This window comes from Fodinicurvata fenggangensis DSM 21160, from assembly GCF_000686045.1.
Classification (GTDB): Bacteria; Pseudomonadota; Alphaproteobacteria; order Kiloniellales; family DSM-21159; genus Fodinicurvata; species Fodinicurvata fenggangensis.
In genome coordinates this window covers 51610-70783 of record NZ_JMLV01000014.1, presented here as the reverse complement: position 1 = coordinate 70783, position 19174 = coordinate 51610, and the positions used below count along the sequence as shown (strand labels likewise).

The following is a 19174-nucleotide window of genomic DNA, read 5'->3' as shown; positions in this document are numbered from 1 at the left end:
GTTCAGAACGGCGCTTCTTCGCCGGCCTGCTCCATCATCTTCTTCATGGCATCGGGCATGGGCACGACGGTCAGGCCTTCGGGCGGCGAGAAATGGCTTTCGTCCTGGGACGTGCGCTGGAGATTGCGCAGCACGGCATGGCCCTGTTGGTGTTCGACTTCCATGGGGATGTAGTCGTCGGTCAGGCAGGTTTGCGAGCCCTGCACCTCCCAGATGGTGCAGGTTTCACCATTCACCGTCTTGGTCTCGCCTGTGTCCTCACCTTCCATCAGGCCCATGTCGTCGATCTGTCCCTGCAAGGCCTGGTCGCCCATCTGGTCGCTCCAGATCGTCATCTCGCCATTGCGCATGTTGCGCAGCATGCCGCCAGAGGCTCCTTCGGACTGGCCCTCGACGCGCATGGTCTCGAGGTCACTGGAATAGCGGACCTTCATGCCGGAGGAGTCGGCGCCCGGATCGGCCCATTCGCCCTCGAAGTCGGTTTCGGGCAGCGGCATGGTTTCTGCTGCCACAGTGGCCGGAGTCGCCAGCAAAAAGGCGCTCAATGTCCAGGAGAGAATTTTCATGAACCTTTTCCCTTCGGCGTTGGATTGCGTCATTGCCCACGGATCCCGCTGTTGGAGTCCACGGCAGGTCAGCGGCTGTTGCGGTTGTAGTCCACTTCGTCGCGGCTCAACACCAGCCCGACGAACACCCGATAGTCGCTGGCGGTTTCGCCCTCCGCCAGCGGCAGGGTCATGCTGGCTTCATCCGTCAGGGTGACGGAGTTCTCGTTTCCCTCGAAGCTGACAGGAGCGCTGTAAGCTTCGCGCACGAGAATCTCCGGCGGGTTCCCGGGGTGCCCGATGGCCAGGTAATAGCTGAGTTCGGCCTGACGATCCCGATTGGCGGGCCCACGGCTGGCGGCCAGGATCACATCCATTTCCATGGCGATTTCGCGGCCACCGTCACGGTATTCGCAGCCATAACGCACGTCCACCAGCTCGGCACTGTAATCCACCTGCGTCAAATCGCGGCTTTCGCCCACGAAACTGACCTGCTCCCGGGTCTCCTCCAGCGCCACCACGCCGGGGCAGTCCTCTGGGCTTGCCTGATTTTCCTCCTTGCCCAGGAACGAACAGGCCGAAAGCAGGGGAACAATTGCAACCGCACTCAAGATTTTTCGCATCTTTGCCTTCCCTGAAAACGGATCGCCAGCAGCTTCAGACCAACCGCTGGATGCTTGTACATGCTGTCTGGTCTCGCACGTCCCGCAACGCAGCGCAAGCCTGCCTTCCCTTCGCACCCTTGCGAAAGCGCCGGATCATCATGATCTCTTTTCTGTGGTCCCGGCCTGCAGTAGGCTCGGGGCCGTCACGAACTGGGCACGAGCGCACGCCATGAGCACATCCACCCTCACGCTGTTGTTGGCCAACCCGCGCGGATTCTGCGCCGGGGTGGAGCGTGCCATCGAGATCGTCGAGCGGGCGCTGGCGAAATACGGGCCGCCTGTCTATGTCCGTCACGAGATCGTGCACAACCGCTTCGTGGTGGATTCGCTCCAGTCCAAGGGCGCGGTCTTCGTCGATGAAATCTCTGAGGTGCCAGACGACGTGCCCGTCATCTTTTCCGCCCACGGCGTTCCCAAGGCCGTGCCGGAGGAAGCCGCTGGCCGCGAACTGCTCTACATCGATGCCACCTGCCCCCTGGTCAGCAAGGTCCATCGCGAAGCGGAACGCCATCATCGCAACGGGCGGCAGGTTATCCTGATCGGCCATCGCGGCCACCCGGAAGTCATCGGCACCATGGGACAGTTGCCCGACGGCGCCATCCTGCTGGTCGAAACCATCGAGGACGCACGCAACATCGCGGTGGCGGATCCGGATAAGCTGGCCTACGCCACCCAGACGACCCTGTCGGTGGATGATACGGCCGGCATTGTCGAAACACTGAAGGAACGCTTTCCCGATATCGAGGGTCCGGCCCGCGAAGACATCTGCTATGCCACGACCAATCGGCAACAGGCGGTCAAGGAGATCGCCGGGCAATGCGACGCCCTGCTCGTGGTCGGTGCGCCCAATTCCTCGAATTCCCAGCGGCTTGTCGAGGTGGCCCAGCGCTCGGGCTGTCCCATTGCCCACCTGATCGAGCGGGCCGCCGACATTCCCTGGCAGCGACTGGAAGGGGCCGCCACGGTCGGCATCACGGCGGGCGCCTCGGCCCCGGAAGCCCTGGTCGAGGAAGTGATCGACGCTTTCCGGGCCCGCTACGACAAGGTTCAGGTTGAATTGAACGACCAGTCGCGCGAGAACGTGCACTTCAAGCTTCCCCGGCTCCTGGCCGACACTGACGCCGCCTAAGAATTCCTGCAGCCCATGGCCGTTTACACAGAAGTTTCGGATGCCGACCTGCGCGCTTTTCTGGCGCGTTACGACCTGGGCGAGATCCTCTCGTTCAAGGGCATTGCCGAAGGCGTCGAGAATTCCAACTACCTGCTGCAGACCGATCGCGGACGCTATATCCTGACGCTTTACGAAAAGCGCGTGGAGCGCAGCGAACTGCCGTTCTTCGTCGACCTGATGGAGCACCTGGCCCAGCGCGGCATTCCCTGCCCCACGCCGGTGCACAGCCGCGATGGCGAAACCCTGCAGGAGCTGAACGGCCGCCCCGCCGCCATCATCACCTTCCTGAACGGACTCTGGCCGCGGCGCATCCACCCCTTCCACTGCCAGGAACTGGGCCATCACCTGGCAAACCTGCACCTGGCCGGCGCCGATTTCGAAGGCTATCGCCGCAACCGCCTGTCCATCGGTGACTGGCGCGGCCTGCTGGATACCTGCCGGGCGCGCGCCGACGAGGTCTTTTCCGGCCTGGGCGAGGAACTGGAAAGCGAACTTCAGGATCTGGAAGCGCGCTGGCCGCAGGATCTGCCCAGCGGAATCATCCATGCCGACCTCTTCCCGGACAACGTCTTCTTCCGGGATGAAAGGCTCTCGGGCCTGATCGACTTCTATTTCGCCTGCAACGATTTCTATGTTTATGACGTGGCCACCTGCATGAACGCCTGGTGCTTCGAGCCCGACGGCGCCTTCAATGCCACAAAGGCCCGTCTGTTGCTGGCCGCCTATCGCAAGGTCCGCCCCTTGTCCGAGCCAGAGCTCAAGACCTTGCCACTTATGGCACGCGGCTCGGCCCTGCGCTTCCTGCTGACCCGGCTCTATGACTGGCTGAATCATCCACCCGGCGCCTTCGTGGATCCGAAGGATCCGCTGGAATACTGGCGCAAGCTTCGTTTCCACCGCGATATATCCGGCCCCGGCGCCTATGGCCTCGAGGCATGAGCGTTCCTGAAACCGACCGGATCGAGATATTCACGGACGGCGCCTGCAGCGGCAATCCCGGCCCCGGAGGGTGGGGCGCCCTGCTGCGCTGGCGGGGTAACGAGAAGGAACTGTCAGGCGGTGAGCCCGAGACCACGAACAACCGCATGGAACTGATGGCAGCCGTGGCCGCGCTCGAAGCACTCAAGCGTCCGGCCAAGGTGGATCTGACCACGGACAGCGTCTACCTGCGCGACGGCATCACGAAATGGATCCATTCCTGGCAGCGCAACGGCTGGAAGACCTCCGGCAAGAAGGCGGTCAAGAACCGCGACCTCTGGGAACGCCTCCTGAAGGCCACGGAGCAGCACAACATCGACTGGCACTGGATCAAGGGCCACAGCGGCCACGACGAGAACGAACGCTGCGATGCCCTGGCCCGCGAAGCGCTCAAGGCCTATCGGCCCTCCATCGATTAAAGCACTGAGACTCTGTCGAGGGATGACCGGGGCCAAGGTAAACATTGGCCCCGGTCATCAAAAAGGTATCAGAGCGCCCGCAGCATGGTTTCGGCGCCGGAAACTTCGAAGGCGCCAGGCTCTTCGACGTTCAGCAGTTTCACCACACCGTTCTCCACCAGCATGGAATAGCGCTGGGAGCGGATGCCCATGCCGCGTGCACTCACGTCCATGGACAGGCCCAGCGCCTTGGAGAAGTCGGCGTTGCCGTCGGCCACCATCATGACCTTGCCGTCGACCTTCTGGTCCTTGCCCCAGGCGTCCATGACGAATGCATCGTTCACGGACAGGCAGATGATGGCGTCCACGCCCTTGTCGAAGAACGCCTGGGCATGCTGCACATAGCCCGGCAGGTGCTTGGCCGAACAGGTCGGGGTGAAGGCCCCCGGCAACGCAAAAACCACTACCTTCTTGTTGGCGAAAAACTCGTCGGTGTCGATCTCCTGCACACCGTCTTCCGTCTTCATCCAGAGCTTTCCGCTGGGCAGTTGTTCTCCCACTGAGATGGTCATATCGCCAAATTTCCTTTGTTGTCTGTGCCATGCGTCGATGGCGATGGATCGGTCACAGGGACCCTAGGCGAGTGGCCGGGTGGTGCCAAGCCTCCTGATTCGTGGATCTGCATCACTGCAGTGCTGCCACCTCGCCACCGGCCGCCTCCTCGATGGCCGCCAGGACACGTCCTTCGCTCAGGACTTCGGGCAGGACGATGCCCTCAGGCGCACCGGGGCCATAGACGATATTGAAGGGAATTCCGTAACGGCCGTGGCGGGCCAGGTAATCGGAAATCCGCTGATCCGGCTTCGTCCAGTCACCGCGCATGGTCACCACCGCGTCTTCGGCCAGCAGGTCGGCGACGGGCGCACCGTCCAGCACCAGCGTCTTGTTGACCTGGCAGGTGATACACCACTCGGCCGTCACGTCGACAAAGACCACCCGGCCTCGCTCGACCTCGCGGGCGATCTCGTCTGGTGCGAAGGACCGCCAGTCCACCTCTCCGGCGGCCGTGGATTGCGGCGCGGCCGTGGAACTGGACGGCCCTTCCCCGAACGGCATGCCCGGCAGGGCGATCCCCAGGGCGCCCACGGCAATGATGCCGGCAATCCCCACCGCCGGCCCATAGGGCAGCTGGTTCCTGTGCCGCAACCAGAGCACAAACAGCAGCAGGGCAAACAGGATGCCGGACAACCAGGCCGCCAGGGCTGACAACTGCACGGACAGTACCATCAAGACCCAGAGCGCACTGGCCAGCAGGGCCAGACCCAGGATGCGGCGCAGCACCACCATCCAGCGTCCTGGTTTCGGCAAGGCGCCCGCCAGGGCGGGCCAGGCCGCGATCAGAAGATAGGGCAAGGCAAGGCCTGTCCCCAGTGCCAGGAAGATCGCCAGGATTTCCATTGGGCCACGTGTCAGCGCAAATCCCACGGCCGTACCGACGAAGGGTGCCGAGCAGGGCGTGGCCAGGACGGCAGCGAAAGCCCCCGTCAGGTAGGCGCCGCTCAGTCCCTCGCGTCCCTGTCCCGCCTGTGCCGCAGCCGTAGAAAGTCGGCCCGGCAGCGAAATTTCGAAAAGGCCGAACAGATTGGCGGCGAACAGCACCAGAACCAGCCCAATGATCAACAGGAACAGCGGCTGCTGGAACTGGATCCCCCAGCCGACCGACGCGCCGGCCAGTTTCAGGGCAATGGCCCCCAGGGCCAGCAAGATGAAGAAGGACAGAATGCCCGCCGTGCTGGCCAGGAAGGACAGCCGGATCTTGCGCCGCTCTGCACCACCATGGCGCACCAGCGAGAGCAGCTTGATCGACAGCACCGGCAGGACACAGGGCATGACATTCAGGATCAGTCCCCCAAGCAGCGCGATGCCCACATAGAGCAACAGGTTCCCACTCGATGCAGCCGGTGCGGCCGCCGTTGCCGGTCCTGCCGAGGCCCGGCCCGGAACCAGGCGCTGTTCCAGGCCATGGTCCCGATCCGTCAGCGTCAGTGTCAGTTCACGTTCCGACAGACCCGTTTCGGCCGAGGCCGGTCGCCCTGTCACCGGCAACACCAGGCGCGCGGAATGCCCATCCTGCTGCAGGCTGACCTCCGGCTTTCCGAAACGGTACCCCTCTGCCCCCTCGACCAGCAGGTCCGGTGACTCCATCGGCTGTTCGGCCGTGGCCTCGACCAGCAACCGGCCGTTCTCGCCATCCTGCTGCGCGAAGCTGGCCTGCTCGATCCGCAAGGGACTCTGCTCCGGTCCCTGGGGCACACGCGCACGATAGAGTTCGATCAGGAAGGTTTCGCGTGCCGACCCGGCCTCACCGGAAGGCAGGTCCAGTGAAAGCCGTTCCTCGAAGGGAATGCAGACCTCCTCGCAGACCAGGTAATCCGCCGTGGCACGCAACTTCATGGGCTGGCCCGGCGTTTCCGGAACGAGGGTCAGCGGGAAGACCACTTCCTCTTCATAGCCGAAGGTCTGCAGATCGAACAGTTCGAAGCGGTGCGGAACCGGCCAGTCCAGACGCGCTTCCTTCAGGTTCTCCGAGCCGCTCCAATCCAGGCTGATGGGATACCCGGCATCGCCGGGCGAGCGCCAGTAGGTCTTCCAGCCGGGATCGAGCTCCACCTGTACGCCCAGCGAAAGCGCCTCGGACTCGCCGACGGCATCCTGGGCGGAAATCAGGCGAACACGGCTGTGCTCGTTTTCCGCCCAATCGCCGGCTTCCGCCAGGGCGTTGGACAGGGGCAGCAGGAGGGCGAGCAGCAGCCACGGCAACATGGCCCATGGCCGGCTAAGGGCATCCATGAGAAATTTAATCCTTGCCACGTCTTTCCCTGGCGTTAACGCTTGGAGGCACTATCTGTATAATCATGGTGTTACAGCCTTGATCCAGCAAGACAGCTGATGCGTGGCGAAGCGTCGCGTGAAGCCGCTCACGAACAGCTTAGGAGACCGGTATCCAGGTATGACAAGTTCAGAGACAGACCAGGCAAACTACCTAGAAGGCCAGCTTCTCGTCGCCATGCCCGGCATGAGCGACCCGCGTTTCGAGCGCAGCGTCATCTATCTCTGCGCTCACAGCGCCGAAGGTGCAATGGGCATTGTCATCAACCAGTTGGTCGAGAGCCTGACCTTTCCAGACCTTCTGCAACAGCTGGACATCGACCACAGCAGCGCCGACGAAACCATCCGCGTGCATTTCGGTGGCCCTGTGGAGACCGGTCGCGGCTTCGTGCTTCACAGTTCCGAATATCTACAGGACAGCAGCCTGCGTATCTGCGACGAGGTGGCCCTGACGGCCACCATCGACATCCTCAAGGACATGGCCAATGGCCAGGGCCCACACCACAGCCTGCTGGCGATCGGCTATGCGGGCTGGGGACCGGGGCAGCTTGACGAAGAACTCCAGGCCAATGGCTGGCTGACGGTCGAACCCGACCCCGACCTGATCTTCCAGCCGGACCTGGAGGAGAAATGGAACAAGGCCATCGGCAAGCTTGGCTTCGATGTCAGCAAACTGTCGGGCGCTGCCGGCCACGCCTGATTTCCACAGCCTCAGCGCGTTGCGTTCTCAAGTACGGTCTTGAACCGCCGGTCGCGCTCCAGAAAGGCATAGAGGACGTGGTCCTGCCAGACCCCGTCGATACGGAAGTACTCGCGGGCCACCCCCTCCTCCACGAAGCCGATCTTTTCCAGCAGCCCGCGGCTGGCCGTATTGTGCGGCAGGCAGGCCGCCTCGACCCGATTCAGACGCAAGGCATCGAAACAGAATTTCAGGACCGAGCTCAAGGCTTCGGACATGTAGCCCTGCCGTGCGTGGTCAACCCCGATCCAGTAGCCGATGCTGGCGGATTGCGCGGCCCCCCGCCTGATGTGGCCGACCGTCACCCCGCCCAGCAGGACCTCGTCCTTGCGCCGGAAGATCAGGAAACTGTAGGCCGTGTCCTCGCGGACATCGGCCACGCCCTGGCGCACACGCGCCCTATAGGCCCGGCGTGTCAGGCTGTCCCGCGGCCAACTCGGCTCCCAGGGTTTCAGGAATTCGCGACTGCGCTCACGCAGGTCAGACCATTGGCGGTAATCCCTGGTTTCCGGCAGGCGCAGCACCAGGTTTCGGGACGAAAGAACGGGTCCGGGCGCGTCCGTGGAGAACAGCGGCCGCAGCATGTCGTGCCTCAGACCTCGGCAGCCTGCTGCACGACGGGGTCGGCCGCCGACTTCAAACGGGCCGTCACGCTGTCGTGGCTTTCGATACGCGAAATCGGCCCCAATGTGGTCAGGGTCGGTGTCCCTGCAAGCATCCGCGCGGCAAAGCGCTGGATATCCTGCTGCGTCACGCCCTCGACCTCGGCCACGATCTCCTCGGTTTCCAGGGGGCGCCCGTGCACCAGAATCTGGCTGGCCAGGTGTTCCGCCCGATTGTCGCTGCGCTCGCGCCCCATCAATATTCCGGCCTTCAGCTGTGCCTTGGCACGCGCAAGTTCCTCGTCGGTGATGGGCGCTTCGGCCGCTTTCAGGATTTCATCGCAGATCACGGGCATCAATTCGCCGGCCTCGGATTCCCCGGTTCCGGCATAGATCCCGAACAGACCGCTGTCCGTCTGTCCGCCATGAAAGGCGAAAATGCTGTACACCAGGCCCCGCACCTCCCGTATCTCCTGGAACAGGCGCGAGGACATGCCCCCGCCCAGCAGGGACGAGAAGACGGCAGCGGGATAGTAATCCGGATCGGCATAGCCCACGCCGTCGAAGCCCAGCAGGACATGGACCTGCTCGAGGTCGCGCTGGATCCGCAGGTCGCCGCCCTGATAGCGGGCACCTTCCTGAGGCAGATGACTGCGGCTGGGCAGGGAGCCGAAAGCCGCCGCCGCACGGGCCACGAAATCCTCATGCTCCACCTGGCCGGCCGCCGAAAGCACCATCCGCTCTGCGCCATAGCGCTGGGACTGGAAACCGACCAGGTCATCACGCTGCAGGCTCTGGACAATGTCGGGGCGGCCCAGGACCGGCCGGCCGATGCCCTGCTCCGGATAGGCCGTTTCCTGGAACAGGTCGAAGATGATGTCATCGGGCGTATCCTCGGCCTGCCCGATCTCTTGCAGCACCACCGAGCGTTCGCGGTCCAGCTCCGCGGCATCATGGCGGGAGTCCTGCAGGATGTCCGCGACCAGGTCGAGCGCCAGGGGCAGGTCCTCGGTCAGGACCTTGGCATGATAGGCCGTGGTTTCGCGGCCGGTATAAGCATTCAAAAGGCCGCCGACGGCTTCGATTTCCTCGGCGATGGCCCGCGCACTGCGGCGCTGCGTCCCCTTGAACATCATGTGTTCCAGCAGGTGCGCTACACCGTTCTGTTCGGCCACCTCGTGACGCGTGCCCACACCGATCCAGACACCGAGCGAAACCGTCTCGGCCTCCTCCATCCGGTCCGTGGCCACCGTCAGGCCATTCTCAAGTCGGGAAACCTGTACCGTCATGCAACATCCTTCGTAATTCGCGCGTGTCCCTCGATATAGGTCTGCAGGCGGGCAAGTTCACCGGGCAGAGTCACATAGCGCTCCTGTCGTTCATAAAGATCGGATAATCGCTCCGGCAATTCGGGCCGCTTGCCCGTAGCCTTGAAGACGGCATCGGGAAACTTGGCCGGATGCGCCGTGGCCAAGGCCACGCTGGGGGTTTCCGGCCGCCGGGTCGCGGACTGCCGTGCCGAGGCCACGCCGATAGCCGTGTGCGGATCGAGCAACTCGCCATAGGCCTGATAGGACCGTTCGATCTCCGCCAGGGTTTCCGCATCGTCCAGGCGATGCCCCTCGAAGGGCAAGGCGGCAAACAGTTCCGGATCGATCCGGAACTGTCCTTCCTTGCGAAAGCCCTCCAGCGTTTCCGTCAAGCGGTCGCCATCGCGCTCATAAATGTCGCAGAGCAGACGCTCGAAGTTGCTGGAAACCTGGATGTCCATCGAGGGCGACAGAGTCGGCTGCACCTCTTCCACGGCCATGACTCCGCTCTCGAAGAATCGGGTCAGGATGTCGTTGCTGTTGGAGCCGACAAGCAGACGTTCGATCGGCACTCCCATGCGCCGGGCGGCATAGCCGGCAAAGACGTTCCCGAAATTGCCCGTCGGCACCGAGAAGGAAACCCGGCGTTCCGGCGCCCCCAGGCTGACGGCCGCCTGCACGTAATAGACGATCTGGGCCATGATCCGTGCCCAATTGATGGAGTTCACCGCCGACATCTGCAGACGGTCGCGGAAGGCCGCGTCATTGAACATGGCCTTCACGAGATCCTGGCAGTCGTCAAAGGTGCCTTCGACCGCGATGTTGTGGACGTTGGGCGCTTCCACCGTGGTCATCTGCCGGCGCTGGACCTCTGAGGTCCGGCCGTGCGGATGCAGGATGAAGATATCCACCCGCTCCCGGTCGCGACAGGCCTCAATGGCCGCCGATCCAGTATCACCCGAGGTCGCGCCGACGATCGTCAAACGCTCTCCGCGCGCCTCCAGGACGGCGTCGAACAACCGCCCCAGAAGTTGCAGGGCCACATCCTTGAAGGCCAGCGTCGGCCCGTGGAACAGTTCCATCAGCCAGAGATCGGGATCCAACTGGCGCAGCGGAGTCACGCTGGCGTGCTCGAAGTCGGCATAGGCCTCGGCGACCAGCCGCCCGAAATCTTCCTCGATGGCGGATCCGGCCACGAAGGGCGCCATGACCTGGCGCGCCACCTCGGCATAGGGCGCACCCGAGAGCGACCGCAGCAGATCGGGGGACAGCTGTGGCCAGCTTTCCGGCAGGTAAAGGCCGCCGTCGCGGGCCAGGCCCGTCAGCAGGACGTCGTCGAAGTTCAGGACCGGCGCGTGGCCGCGGGTGGAAAAATAGCGCAAGGTATCCTCTGTCAGTCTGAAATCTCGGCCACTCTAGTCTTGGCACCAGCAGGGCGGCAAGCCTGTCCGTTCCAGGCCTTGGCCGGACTCACCCTCCCAGGTAGCGCTGGCGAAGGTGGGTCTTGAAGGTTTCGGGGTCCAACGAACGTCCGGTTGCCTTCTCCAGCAGCGCACCGGTTTCCATGAAGGAGCCCCAAGCATGCACATTCTGTCTCAGCCACCCCATCAAGGGGGCGAAATCCCCCTGGCCCAGACGCTGCTCCACATCCGGCACCTGCTTGCGGGCCGTGTCGAACAGCTGGGCAGCGATCATGGCGCCCAGGGTATAGGTCGGGAAATAGCCCCATGCACCGGCATACCAGTGAATGTCCTGCAGGCAGCCCAGACGGTCCTCTGGCGGCGTGATGCCCAGCAATTCCTTCATCCCGTCGTTCCAGGCCGCCGGAAGGTCGGCCAGCTGCATGTCTCCCTCGATCAAGGCCTTCTCCAGGCGATAGCGCAGGATCACATGGGCCGGATAGGTCACCTCGTCCGCATCCACGCGGATGAAGCCCGGCTCCACCTTGCGGTAGATGCGCGCCAGATTGCCCGTCTGCCAGACCTCTGAAGGTCCGGGGAAGGTCTCGGCCAGCAAGGGGCCCAGAAAGCTCAGGAAGGCATCGCTGCGGCAGGCCTGCATCTCGATCATCAGGCTCTGGCTTTCGTGCAGGGCCATGCCGCGCGCCATGCCCACGGGCTGGTGACGCCAGTCAGCTGGAAGCCCCCGCTCGTACATGGCGTGCCCGGTTTCGTGCAGGATGCCCATCAGCGATGAGACGAAATCGTTCTCGTCATAGCGCGTTGTCAGGCGAATGTCGTCGGGCACACCACCGCAGAAGGGATGCAGAGAACTGTCCAGGCGGCCATGCCCGAAATCGAACCCCACCTGCTGCATCAGGCGCCGCCCAAGGGCTTCCTGCCGATCCAGAGGGAAAGGCCCAGCTGGCAAGGCAGGTTCCGGTTGCCGTGCCTGCCGTTCCAGGACCTGCGGAAGGAAGTCCGGCAGGAAGCCCGCCAGATCCTGGAAGATCGCGTCCACTTCCGCACTGCTGCCACCCGGCTCGTACTGGTCAAGCAGGGCGTCGTAAAGACTGCAATCAAGCGCCTCGGCCTTGGCCTGGGCCGACTTGCGCGTCAGGTCCAATACCTCCTGAAGGGCCGGCTGCGTTTGCGCAAAATCCGAGGCCGGTCGGGCGTCACGCCAGATCATCTCGCAGCGTTGCGCGGCTCGCGAAAGGGCATCGACCAGGTCGGCCGGCACGGCCGTGGCATGACGCCAGAGACGTTCCATCTCGTACAGATTGGCGGCCTGCCAAGCATCGAGCTGGCCGCATTCCTCTTTCGCCTGGATCAGCAATTCCCCGGTTTCCTGTGCTGTCAGCAGTTCGTGCTGCATGACCTCCAGTTCCGCCGATTGCTCCGAGCGCACCTCGGCGCCCCCGGCCGGCATGTTGGCTGCCGTATCCCAGTTCAGGACGGCCAGGACGTCATCAAGGCAGCCATGGCGCTTGAAACGCTGTTGCAATTGCTGATATGCGGACACGCTGTACCCTTTCCTCATCATGTTCGGCTTTCACGCAGCCAGATGGAGCTTCCGCTGTTTAACACCAAGACTTCGGCGCGCAATGCCCCGCAACCCGACAGCCTCGAACTCAATTTCGATCAGGTGAAGGTAATCTCTCACCTCGTGATCCTGACGGCCCTGGTGATCTTCGGCATCGCCGCCATCGTGGGCCCGTCCGGTGGCAACGGGGAAGAACAGGTCAGCTGGCTGGTCGCTCTCATCCTGATTTCCATGCCGGGTTACCTGATCGTCAAGCTGATCCTGGATCAACGTCTGGAAAAGCCAATCCTCGAGATGACCCAGGAAGGCTTCCGGGATCGCCGTCTGGAGGATCGGGATTGGGTGTCCTGGCACGAGGTGGAGGAAGCCAGCCCCAAGCGGCAGATTCTCATGCGCGGCATCAAGGTCGTGCTCAGCGATGGCGGCCGCGCCGATATCGACATGACCTTCCTCCAGGGCACGCCGCTTCAGGTCATATCGTTCATTCAGCATGCCGCCCGGAAGGCCGAGGTCCGTCGGGCCGAGACGGAGGGCCCGGCCGAGGGCGAAGATGAAACAGAAGATAAATGACGGCCAGGGCTCCGGCCAGGGTGAACCAGGTGATGGCATACCCCAGGTGGTCGTTCTTCAGGTTGATCGGCGGGGCCTGCGCCAGCGGCAGGCCTGAGGGCGCAGATTCGGGCAGAAGGGTGACATAGGCCTCTGTCACCGGGTTTTCCATGCCGGCCGCATCGGCCATCGCCGGCAGGTCCGGCCAGAGCCATTCATTCTCCGCCGGCCGGTTCTCCGGTCGCAGAAAGTTCGACAACCACCCCGGGCCGCCCCAGCCACCTCGTCTGAGGACTGCCGTCAGCTCCTGCCGCCCTTCGGGACGCGAAACCTCCGCGGAATTGGCCTCGGGGTCGGTCCCGGGCATCCAGCCGCGGTCCACCAGGATTTCCCGGCCATCCGTCAGGCGCAGCGGGGTCAGGACATGATAGCCACTTTTGGACTCGTGGGTGCGCGCCAGCCAGTGGATCTCGCCATCATGCAGATAGTTTCCCTGTAGGCTGACGGAACGGTATTCGTTTTCCTGAGGCGCCTCCAGGGCGGACGAGAGAGAGATGGGCGCCGCCTCGCGGCGCTCTTCCAACTCCGCGATCAGGGCCTCTTTCCACGCAAGCCGGTCAAGCTGCCAGAACCCCAGGGCCAGCAGCGCGGCCAGAACCGGCAGCGTCAGCAATGTGGGCCAGAGGCGCGGGCGAAAGGTCAAGCGGGAAAGACGGAAGGCCACGGCGGTCAATCGTATTTCTCGGAACCGGAATCGCTGGCCTTGTGCTTATACTGCAGCGCGATCATCGTTGCCTTGAACGGCCGCAGCAGCAGGCTGGCCACCAGCGTGATCACAACCGGCCAAATCAGGGCATGCCCCCAGAGGGGCGGTTCCGCCGAGACCTCCAGCAACAGGGCCGCGGGAACCAGAAGCGCCCCGAGAATCAGGATCAGGAAAACCGCCGGTCCATCGCCACTGTCGGCTTTCCTGAGATCCAGGCCGCAAACGGCACAGCGATCAACGACCGTCAGGAAGCCTTTGAACAGGCGCCCTCTGCCACAACGCGGACAGCGGCAGGACAGGCCTGCGCCGAGCGGAGAGACAGCCTTGTCATACATTACGGAACTCCAGCCCCGCCTGCCGGAGGACTCTCTCCGACAGACGGGCGATTTCAATTCACTAGTGGGTTACCCCGGCACCCCACCAGTAGATGCTGACAAACAGGAACAGCCAGACGACGTCCACGAAGTGCCAGTACCAGGCCGCTGCCTCGAAACCGAAGTGGTGGTCCGACTTGAAGTGGCCGCGGTATGCGCGCAGCCAGCAGACCGCCAGGAAGATCGTGCCGACAATTACGTGGAAGCCGTGGAAGCCGGTGGCCATGTAGAAGGTCGAGGAATAGATGCCATCACGGAAGCCGAAGGCGGCATGGCTGTACTCATAGGCCTGCAACGAGGTGAAGATCGCCCCCAGGATGACCGTCAGCCCCAGACCCTGCAGGGTCCCCTTGCGATCCCCCTCGCGCAGCGCATGGTGCGCCCAGGTCACGGTACAGCCGGACAGCAAGAGGATCATTGTGTTCAGGAAGGGCAGGTCCCAGGGGTTGAAGGTGATCACGCCTTCGGGCGGCCAGACGCCACCGGTATGCTCGACGCGCGCCTGCTGAATGGCCTCGCCGGCAAAGAGGCCGGCGTCGAAATAGGCCCAGAAAAAGGCCGCGAAGAACATCACTTCCGAAGCGATGAACAGCAGCATGCCATAGCGCAGGCCGATCTGGACGATCGGGGTGTGATGGCCTTCGACGACGGCCTCGCGAATGACCTGGGCCCACCAGCCGACCATGGTGATAAGGACCATCAGAATGCCCAGGGCCATCAGCCAGACCCCTTCCCCGTGCATGAAGAACACGGTCCCAAAGGCCAGGGTGCCGCCCGAGATCGCGCCGATCAGCGGCCAGGGGCTGGGATCGACCAGGTGATAGGGATGGTTCGGTTTGCCGTGTGCTTCACTCATGTTCCTTCGTTCCCCCAGTCGGCGCCGCCCCCTGCACAAGGGGCCGCGCGCTGTTGCTCTATCAGTTCGCTTTGGCCACCCGGCCCGTCTTGCCGGAGGAGTCCTCACGGCGGCTGATTTCCGTTTCCTCTCCGGGATCCTCGATCTCGTCAAGACTGCGGAAAAAGGTATAGGACAGCGTGATGGTCTTCACGTTGTCCAGGTTGGGATCCTCCTCGATCGCCGGATCGACGAAGAAGCTGACACCCATTTCCATTTCCTGGCCCGGCTGCAGGGTCTGCTCAGTGAAACAGAAACAGGCGACCTTGTTGAAGTACTGTCCGGCCTTGGTGGGCGTCACGTTGAAAGTGGCGACACCAGTGATCGCCTGGTCTGCCTCGTTTCTCGCCTTGTAGAAGGTCAGGCGGTTTTCACCAACCCGAACCGTCACTTCGCGCTCCTCAGCGGCAAAGCTCCAGGGCAGGTCACCGTTGACGTCGGCGTTGAAACGAACATTCATGCGCCGCTCGGAAACAGCCTCGGCGCCCGCCTCGGCCCGCTGTGTCGTGCCCCCGAAACCCGTGACCTGGCAGAACAGCTCATAGAGCGGAACGGCTGCGAAAGAGACGCCGACCATGCCGAAGACAATGCCCGAAAGCAGCAGGGCAATGCGTGCATTCTTGCCGGATGAAGCGGACATGCCTAGCCCCCCATCCTTACAATGGCGACGAAGTAGACAATCACGATAAAGGCAACCAGCGCCGCCAGGATCGCAAGATTCTTGCCCCGCTTGGCACGGTGCACCTTGGAATCCCCGGGGCGTCTGTTCCTGTCGTCTCCGGACATATTCGTTCCCTATGCCAACAGGCTTCCACTCAGGAGCCCCGGCGCACGGTCCAGGATCAGCAGAGCGAAAAGCAGGAATAGATACAGGATGGAAAAGGCGAACATCTGCTTGGCGGCGCGATGGGTCTCATCGCGCATAACCCTCAGGGCACAGAGGACGAACAGACCGCCAAGGCCAAGTGCGGCTCCGCCATAAATCCAGCCGGCAGTTCCGAGGAAGCTGGGCAGAACCGCCACTGGAAGAAGCACCAGGGTGTAGAGCAGCATCTGGCGTTTCGTGGACTCGGCACCGGCCACTATGGGCATCATGGGCACGCCGGCGCGCTGGTAATCATCGGAGCGATAGAGCGCCAGCGCCCAGAAGTGCGGTGGAGTCCAGAGAAAGATCAGCAGGAAGAGGACCAGCGACTCCAGGGATACGCCGCCCGTCACCGCCGCCCAACCGATCATCGGAGGAAAGGCCCCGGCCGCCCCGCCGATCACGATATTCTGCGGTGTGCGGCGCTTCAGCCAGATAGTGTAGACGAAGACGTAGAAGGCATTGGCCAGCGCCAACAGGGCGGCTGCCGTCCAGTTGACCGCCAGTCCCATCAGCATCACGGAAAAAAGCGACAGCACCACGCCAAAGGCCAACGCTTCGGGCGCCGCCACACGGCCCTGCACGATGGGACGACCGCGTGTGCGCTGCATCACGGCATCGATGTCACGGTCGTACCACATGTTGATGGCGCCGGCTGCCCCGGCCCCGATGGCAATGCAGAGCACCGCCACGGCCATGATCAGTGGATGCAGCGTCCCCGGTGCCACCAGCAGTCCGGCCAGGCCGGAGAAGACAACCAGCGACATGACACGCGGCTTGAGCAGGGCAATATAGTCCTGCACGCGTCCTTTCGCGTCTATCTCTTGGTCCAGGCTGACGGTTGCGTCCACCACGTTTGCTGTCCTTTTCGTTATGACCAGGCCGTCCCTGCAGGGACGGCCCGATTTACCTTACTTGATGCGCGGCAGTTCCTCGAAGGTGTGGAACGGCGGCGGGGAACTGACGGTCCACTCCAGGGTTGTGGCACCCTCGCCCCAGTAGTTCTCGCCCACCTTGCGGCCAGCGGCCAGGACCCAGATCAGCAGGCCGATGAAGAATAGGGTGGAGGCAAAGGAGATGTAGGCCCCGATGGAGGAGATGTAGTTCCAGCCGGCAAAGGCATCGGGATAGTCGATATAACGGCGCGGCATGCCCTGAAGGCCCAGGAAGTGCTGCGGGAAGAACACGAGGTTGACGCCGATGAAGGTCGTCCAGAAGTGCAGCTTCCCGGCCCATTCCGGATAGGTCCGTCCGCTCATCTTGCCCAGCCAATAGTACATGCCGGCAAAGATGCCGAAGACCGCGCCCAGGCTGAGGACGTAGTGGAAGTGGGCCACCACGTAGTAGGTGTCGTGCAGCACGGTGTCGATTCCGGCATTGGCCAGCACCACGCCGGTCACGCCGCCGATGGTAAACAGGAAGATGAAGCCCATTGCCCACAGCATGGGCGTCTTGAACTCGATGGAGCCGCCCCACATCGTGGCGATCCAGCTGAAGATCTTCACACCCGTCGGCACCGCGATGATCAGGGTCGCCATGGTGAAGTAGGCCTTGGTGTCCACGTCCAGTCCTACCGTGAACATGTGGTGTGCCCAGACCACGAAGCCGACCACGCCGATGGCGACCATGGCATAGGCCATACCCAGATAGCCGAAAACCGGCTTTTTCGAGAAGGTCGAGACGATGTGGCTGATGATGCCGAAGGCCGGCAGGATCATGATGTAGACTTCCGGATGCCCAAAGAACCAGAAGAGATGCTGGAACAGGATCGGATCACCGCCGCCAGCCGGATCGAAGAAGCTCGTCCCGAAATTGCGGTCGGTCAGCAGCATGGTGATGGCACCGCCCAGGACCGGCAAGGCGAGCAGCAGCAGGAATGCGGTGATCAGCATGGCCCAGACAAAAAGCGGCATCTTGTGCAGCGTCATGCCCGGCGCGCGCATGTTGAAGATCGTGGTGATGAAGTTGATCGCTCCCAGGATAGAGGAAGCACCTGCCAGGTGGAGGCCGAAGATCGCCATGTCCACTGACATGCCGGGATGCCCCAGACTCGATGACAGGGGCGGGTAGATCGTCCAGCCCGTGCCCGCGCCACTGCCCACGAATGCAGAAGCCAAAACCAAAGTGAAGGCCGGCACCAGAAGCCAGAACGAAATGTTGTTCATGCGCGGGAAGGCCATGTCCGGTGCGCCGATCATCAGCGGCACGAACCAGTTACCGAAACCACCAATCAAGGCGGGCATGACCACGAAGAAGACCATGATCAGGCCATGCGCCGAGATCAGCACGTTCCAGAGCTGCCCATCGGGGCTGCCACCCTGGGTCAGGAACTGGACGCCAGGCTCCTGCAACTCCATCCGCATGATGACGGAAAACAGACCGCCGATCAGACCTGTAATGATCGCGAACAGCAGGTAGAGCGTACCGATGTCCTTGTGGTTCGTCGAAAACAGCCAGCGCGTGATGAAGCCCGGCTTGTGATCGTGATGATCGTGCGAATCGTGTGTCTTGGCTTCAGCCATTTTTCTCATTCCCTGCTAGCGGATCATTCTGCGCGTTCGGCCTGGGCCAACTGCACGGCCCGGTCCTGTTCCGGCGCAGCCGCGTATTCCTCGGCCGCCTGGTCCAGCCATTCCTCGTACTCGTCCTTGGAAACGGCCTTGATCATGATCGGCATGTAGGCGTGGCCGGTGCCGCAGATCTCCGAACACTGGCCATAGTAAGTGCCTTCTTCGTCAATATTCACCCAGGTCTCGTTGATGCGCCCGGGCACGGCGTCCGTCTTCACGCCGAAGGACGGTACGGCGAAGGAGTGCAGCACGTCACCGGCCGTCACGAGAATCCGGATGTTGGTGTCCACCGGCAGCACGACGGTCGTATCGGTGGCCAACAGGCGTGGCAGGTCGGCCTCGGCTGCCTCCTCGTCCGTCAGCATGAAGGAATCGAACTGGAAAAGCCCCTCTTCCGGATGCTCGTATTCATAAGTCCAGAACCACTGCTTGCCGGTGGCCTTGATGGTCATTTCGGACTCGGGAATCTGGTCACTGGCATAGAGCAGCTTGAAGGACGGCACCGCAATGATCACCAGGATCAGCACCGGCACCACCGTCCAGACGATCTCGATCAGGGTGTTGTGCGTGGTCTTGGAGGGGGTCGGATTGGCCCGCGCCCTGAAGCGGATCATCACGTAGATCAGCAGAGCCAGCACAAACAGCGTGATGGCCGTGATGATGACCAGCAGCATGTTGTGGAAGCTTTCCATCTGCGACTTGATGACCGTCGCGGCCTCCTGAAGGCCCAGCCCCCAGTTTTCCGGCTGCCCCTTGCCCTGGGCATTGGCCGGCACGGCCAGCGCCATCAGTGCATAGAATGCCACCACCAACGTAGTGGCCCATCGAGAAACAAGCGCCATCTTATCTTTTCCCGTCTTCGCCTGAACGCGC

21 protein-coding genes are annotated in these 19174 nt (G+C 62.9%); 5 read left to right on the top strand and 16 right to left on the bottom strand.

Going from position 1 to position 19174, the window contains the following annotated elements; all coding sequences use genetic code 11:
• Window positions 1–2: 2 nt before the first annotated feature.
• Window positions 3–566 carry a hypothetical protein gene (locus BP38_RS0116015; protein ID WP_026988562.1) on the bottom strand — a complete coding sequence of 188 codons (564 nt, stop codon included), beginning with the start codon at window positions 564–566 and terminating at the stop codon, window positions 3–5.
• A 68-nt stretch (window positions 567–634) separates the two neighbouring features.
• The gene (locus tag BP38_RS0116010; protein ID WP_026988561.1) at window positions 635–1168 is read right to left on the bottom strand and encodes a hypothetical protein; all 534 of its coding nucleotides are present in this window, start codon (window positions 1166–1168) and stop codon (window positions 635–637) included.
• 211 nt (window positions 1169–1379) lie between these two features.
• Between BP38_RS0116010 and ispH the strand changes: the two genes are divergently transcribed.
• From ispH to rnhA, 3 genes are read left to right on the top strand one after another with little or no spacing between them, the layout of a single operon-like run.
• Window positions 1380–2339: a 4-hydroxy-3-methylbut-2-enyl diphosphate reductase gene (gene ispH / locus BP38_RS0116005; protein ID WP_026988560.1), complete on the top strand. Its 960-nt coding sequence runs from the start codon at window positions 1380–1382 to the stop codon at window positions 2337–2339.
• A 15-nt stretch (window positions 2340–2354) separates the two neighbouring features.
• Window positions 2355–3320 carry a homoserine kinase gene (locus BP38_RS0116000; protein ID WP_026988559.1) on the top strand — a complete coding sequence of 322 codons (966 nt, stop codon included), beginning with the start codon at window positions 2355–2357 and terminating at the stop codon, window positions 3318–3320.
• Complete coding sequence (gene rnhA / locus BP38_RS0115995; protein ID WP_026988558.1) at window positions 3317–3778, top strand: ribonuclease HI; 462 nt, start codon at window positions 3317–3319, stop codon at window positions 3776–3778. Before BP38_RS0116000 ends, rnhA begins: the two co-directional genes overlap by 4 nt.
• Before the next feature lie 68 nt (window positions 3779–3846).
• Here rnhA and BP38_RS0115990 read toward each other — a convergent pair whose 3' ends face one another.
• Window positions 3847–4329 (bottom strand): peroxiredoxin, encoded by a 483-nt coding sequence (locus tag BP38_RS0115990; RefSeq protein ID WP_026988557.1) that lies wholly within the window; start codon window positions 4327–4329, stop codon window positions 3847–3849.
• 112 nt (window positions 4330–4441) lie between these two features.
• Window positions 4442–6607 carry a protein-disulfide reductase DsbD family protein gene (locus tag BP38_RS21090; RefSeq protein WP_035725573.1) on the bottom strand — a complete coding sequence of 722 codons (2166 nt, stop codon included), beginning with the start codon at window positions 6605–6607 and terminating at the stop codon, window positions 4442–4444.
• Between the two features lie 160 nt (window positions 6608–6767).
• Here BP38_RS21090 and BP38_RS0115980 point away from each other — a divergent pair, with 160 nt between their 5' ends.
• The gene (locus BP38_RS0115980) at window positions 6768–7346 is read left to right on the top strand and encodes a YqgE/AlgH family protein (RefSeq protein WP_026988556.1); all 579 of its coding nucleotides are present in this window, start codon (window positions 6768–6770) and stop codon (window positions 7344–7346) included.
• Window positions 7347–7357: 11 nt separating this feature from the next.
• On the opposite strand, the gene BP38_RS0115975 is transcribed toward BP38_RS0115980, so the two are convergent.
• The 4 genes from BP38_RS0115975 to BP38_RS0115960 all read right to left on the bottom strand — a co-directional run bounded on the left by BP38_RS0115975 (window position 7358) and on the right by BP38_RS0115960 (window position 12279).
• Entirely contained in the window at window positions 7358–7969 is a 612-nt protein-coding gene (locus BP38_RS0115975) for a GNAT family N-acetyltransferase (RefSeq protein WP_026988555.1), read from the bottom strand.
• An 8-nt stretch (window positions 7970–7977) separates the two neighbouring features.
• Window positions 7978–9276 (bottom strand): M16 family metallopeptidase, encoded by a 1299-nt coding sequence (locus tag BP38_RS21085; protein WP_051609458.1) that lies wholly within the window; start codon window positions 9274–9276, stop codon window positions 7978–7980.
• A complete protein-coding gene (thrC, locus tag BP38_RS0115965; protein ID WP_026988554.1) occupies window positions 9273–10679 on the bottom strand; it encodes a threonine synthase in 1407 nt (468 codons plus the stop codon). The genes BP38_RS21085 and thrC overlap by 4 nt, the downstream gene beginning before the upstream one ends.
• Window positions 10680–10767: 88 nt before the next feature.
• Window positions 10768–12279: a carboxypeptidase M32 gene (locus BP38_RS0115960; protein WP_155992480.1), complete on the bottom strand. Its 1512-nt coding sequence runs from the start codon at window positions 12277–12279 to the stop codon at window positions 10768–10770.
• A gap of 24 nt (window positions 12280–12303) precedes the next feature.
• Here BP38_RS0115960 and BP38_RS0115955 point away from each other — a divergent pair, with 24 nt between their 5' ends.
• Window positions 12304–12852, top strand: a complete 549-nt coding sequence (locus tag BP38_RS0115955) for a hypothetical protein (RefSeq protein WP_026988552.1) — start codon at window positions 12304–12306, stop codon at window positions 12850–12852.
• On the opposite strand, the gene BP38_RS21080 is transcribed toward BP38_RS0115955, so the two are convergent.
• From BP38_RS21080 to coxB, 8 genes are all read right to left on the bottom strand, one after another.
• The gene (locus tag BP38_RS21080; RefSeq protein WP_245602438.1) at window positions 12764–13555 is read right to left on the bottom strand and encodes an SURF1 family protein; all 792 of its coding nucleotides are present in this window, start codon (window positions 13553–13555) and stop codon (window positions 12764–12766) included. The two genes, BP38_RS0115955 and BP38_RS21080, sit on opposite strands and share 89 nt — an antisense overlap.
• Before the next feature lie 5 nt (window positions 13556–13560).
• Window positions 13561–13932, bottom strand: a complete 372-nt coding sequence (locus BP38_RS0115945; RefSeq protein ID WP_026988551.1) for a DUF983 domain-containing protein — start codon at window positions 13930–13932, stop codon at window positions 13561–13563.
• Window positions 13933–13993: 61 nt separating this feature from the next.
• Window positions 13994–14827, bottom strand: a complete 834-nt coding sequence (locus BP38_RS0115940; protein ID WP_026988550.1) for a cytochrome c oxidase subunit 3 — start codon at window positions 14825–14827, stop codon at window positions 13994–13996.
• Window positions 14828–14888: 61 nt separating this feature from the next.
• A complete protein-coding gene (locus tag BP38_RS21075; RefSeq protein WP_051609456.1) occupies window positions 14889–15506 on the bottom strand; it encodes a cytochrome c oxidase assembly protein in 618 nt (205 codons plus the stop codon).
• A 2-nt stretch (window positions 15507–15508) separates the two neighbouring features.
• Window positions 15509–15652 carry a cytochrome c oxidase system small membrane protein gene (locus tag BP38_RS22925; RefSeq protein WP_169737844.1) on the bottom strand — a complete coding sequence of 48 codons (144 nt, stop codon included), beginning with the start codon at window positions 15650–15652 and terminating at the stop codon, window positions 15509–15511.
• A 9-nt stretch (window positions 15653–15661) separates the two neighbouring features.
• Complete coding sequence (locus BP38_RS0115925) at window positions 15662–16585, bottom strand: heme o synthase (protein WP_051609455.1); 924 nt, start codon at window positions 16583–16585, stop codon at window positions 15662–15664.
• A 57-nt stretch (window positions 16586–16642) separates the two neighbouring features.
• The gene (gene ctaD, locus BP38_RS0115920) at window positions 16643–18253 is read right to left on the bottom strand and encodes a cytochrome c oxidase subunit I (RefSeq protein WP_026988548.1); all 1611 of its coding nucleotides are present in this window, start codon (window positions 18251–18253) and stop codon (window positions 16643–16645) included.
• Between the two features lie 23 nt (window positions 18254–18276).
• Window positions 18277–19143 (bottom strand): cytochrome c oxidase subunit II, encoded by an 867-nt coding sequence (gene coxB, locus BP38_RS0115915; RefSeq protein ID WP_026988547.1) that lies wholly within the window; start codon window positions 19141–19143, stop codon window positions 18277–18279.
• Window positions 19144–19174: the final 31 nt, after the last annotated feature.

What these genes read in the sequence shown, in the direction of transcription:
- BP38_RS0116015 (WP_026988562.1), bottom strand. Translation starts at nt 566, where the DNA reads ATGAAAATTCTCTCCTGGACATTGAGCGCCTTTTTGCTGGCGACTCCG.
- BP38_RS0116010 (WP_026988561.1), bottom strand. Translation starts at nt 1,168, where the DNA reads ATGCGAAAAATCTTGAGTGCGGTTGCAATTGTTCCCCTGCTTTCGGCC.
- ispH (WP_026988560.1), top strand. Translation starts at nt 1,380, where the DNA reads ATGAGCACATCCACCCTCACGCTGTTGTTGGCCAACCCGCGCGGATTC.
- BP38_RS0116000 (WP_026988559.1), top strand. Translation starts at nt 2,355, where the DNA reads ATGGCCGTTTACACAGAAGTTTCGGATGCCGACCTGCGCGCTTTTCTG.
- rnhA (WP_026988558.1), top strand. Translation starts at nt 3,317, where the DNA reads ATGAGCGTTCCTGAAACCGACCGGATCGAGATATTCACGGACGGCGCC.
- BP38_RS0115990 (WP_026988557.1), bottom strand. Translation starts at nt 4,329, where the DNA reads ATGACCATCTCAGTGGGAGAACAACTGCCCAGCGGAAAGCTCTGGATG.
- BP38_RS21090 (WP_035725573.1), bottom strand. Translation starts at nt 6,607, where the DNA reads ATGGATGCCCTTAGCCGGCCATGGGCCATGTTGCCGTGGCTGCTGCTC.
- BP38_RS0115980 (WP_026988556.1), top strand. Translation starts at nt 6,768, where the DNA reads ATGACAAGTTCAGAGACAGACCAGGCAAACTACCTAGAAGGCCAGCTT.
- BP38_RS0115975 (WP_026988555.1), bottom strand. Translation starts at nt 7,969, where the DNA reads ATGCTGCGGCCGCTGTTCTCCACGGACGCGCCCGGACCCGTTCTTTCG.
- BP38_RS21085 (WP_051609458.1), bottom strand. Translation starts at nt 9,276, where the DNA reads ATGACGGTACAGGTTTCCCGACTTGAGAATGGCCTGACGGTGGCCACG.
- BP38_RS0115960 (WP_155992480.1), bottom strand. Translation starts at nt 12,279, where the DNA reads ATGAGGAAAGGGTACAGCGTGTCCGCATATCAGCAATTGCAACAGCGT.
- BP38_RS0115955 (WP_026988552.1), top strand. Translation starts at nt 12,304, where the DNA reads ATGGAGCTTCCGCTGTTTAACACCAAGACTTCGGCGCGCAATGCCCCG.
- BP38_RS0115945 (WP_026988551.1), bottom strand. Translation starts at nt 13,932, where the DNA reads ATGTATGACAAGGCTGTCTCTCCGCTCGGCGCAGGCCTGTCCTGCCGC.
- BP38_RS0115940 (WP_026988550.1), bottom strand. Translation starts at nt 14,827, where the DNA reads ATGAGTGAAGCACACGGCAAACCGAACCATCCCTATCACCTGGTCGAT.
- BP38_RS21075 (WP_051609456.1), bottom strand. Translation starts at nt 15,506, where the DNA reads ATGTCCGCTTCATCCGGCAAGAATGCACGCATTGCCCTGCTGCTTTCG.
- BP38_RS22925 (WP_169737844.1), bottom strand. Translation starts at nt 15,652, where the DNA reads ATGTCCGGAGACGACAGGAACAGACGCCCCGGGGATTCCAAGGTGCAC.
- ctaD (WP_026988548.1), bottom strand. Translation starts at nt 18,253, where the DNA reads ATGGCTGAAGCCAAGACACACGATTCGCACGATCATCACGATCACAAG.
- coxB (WP_026988547.1), bottom strand. Translation starts at nt 19,143, where the DNA reads ATGGCGCTTGTTTCTCGATGGGCCACTACGTTGGTGGTGGCATTCTAT.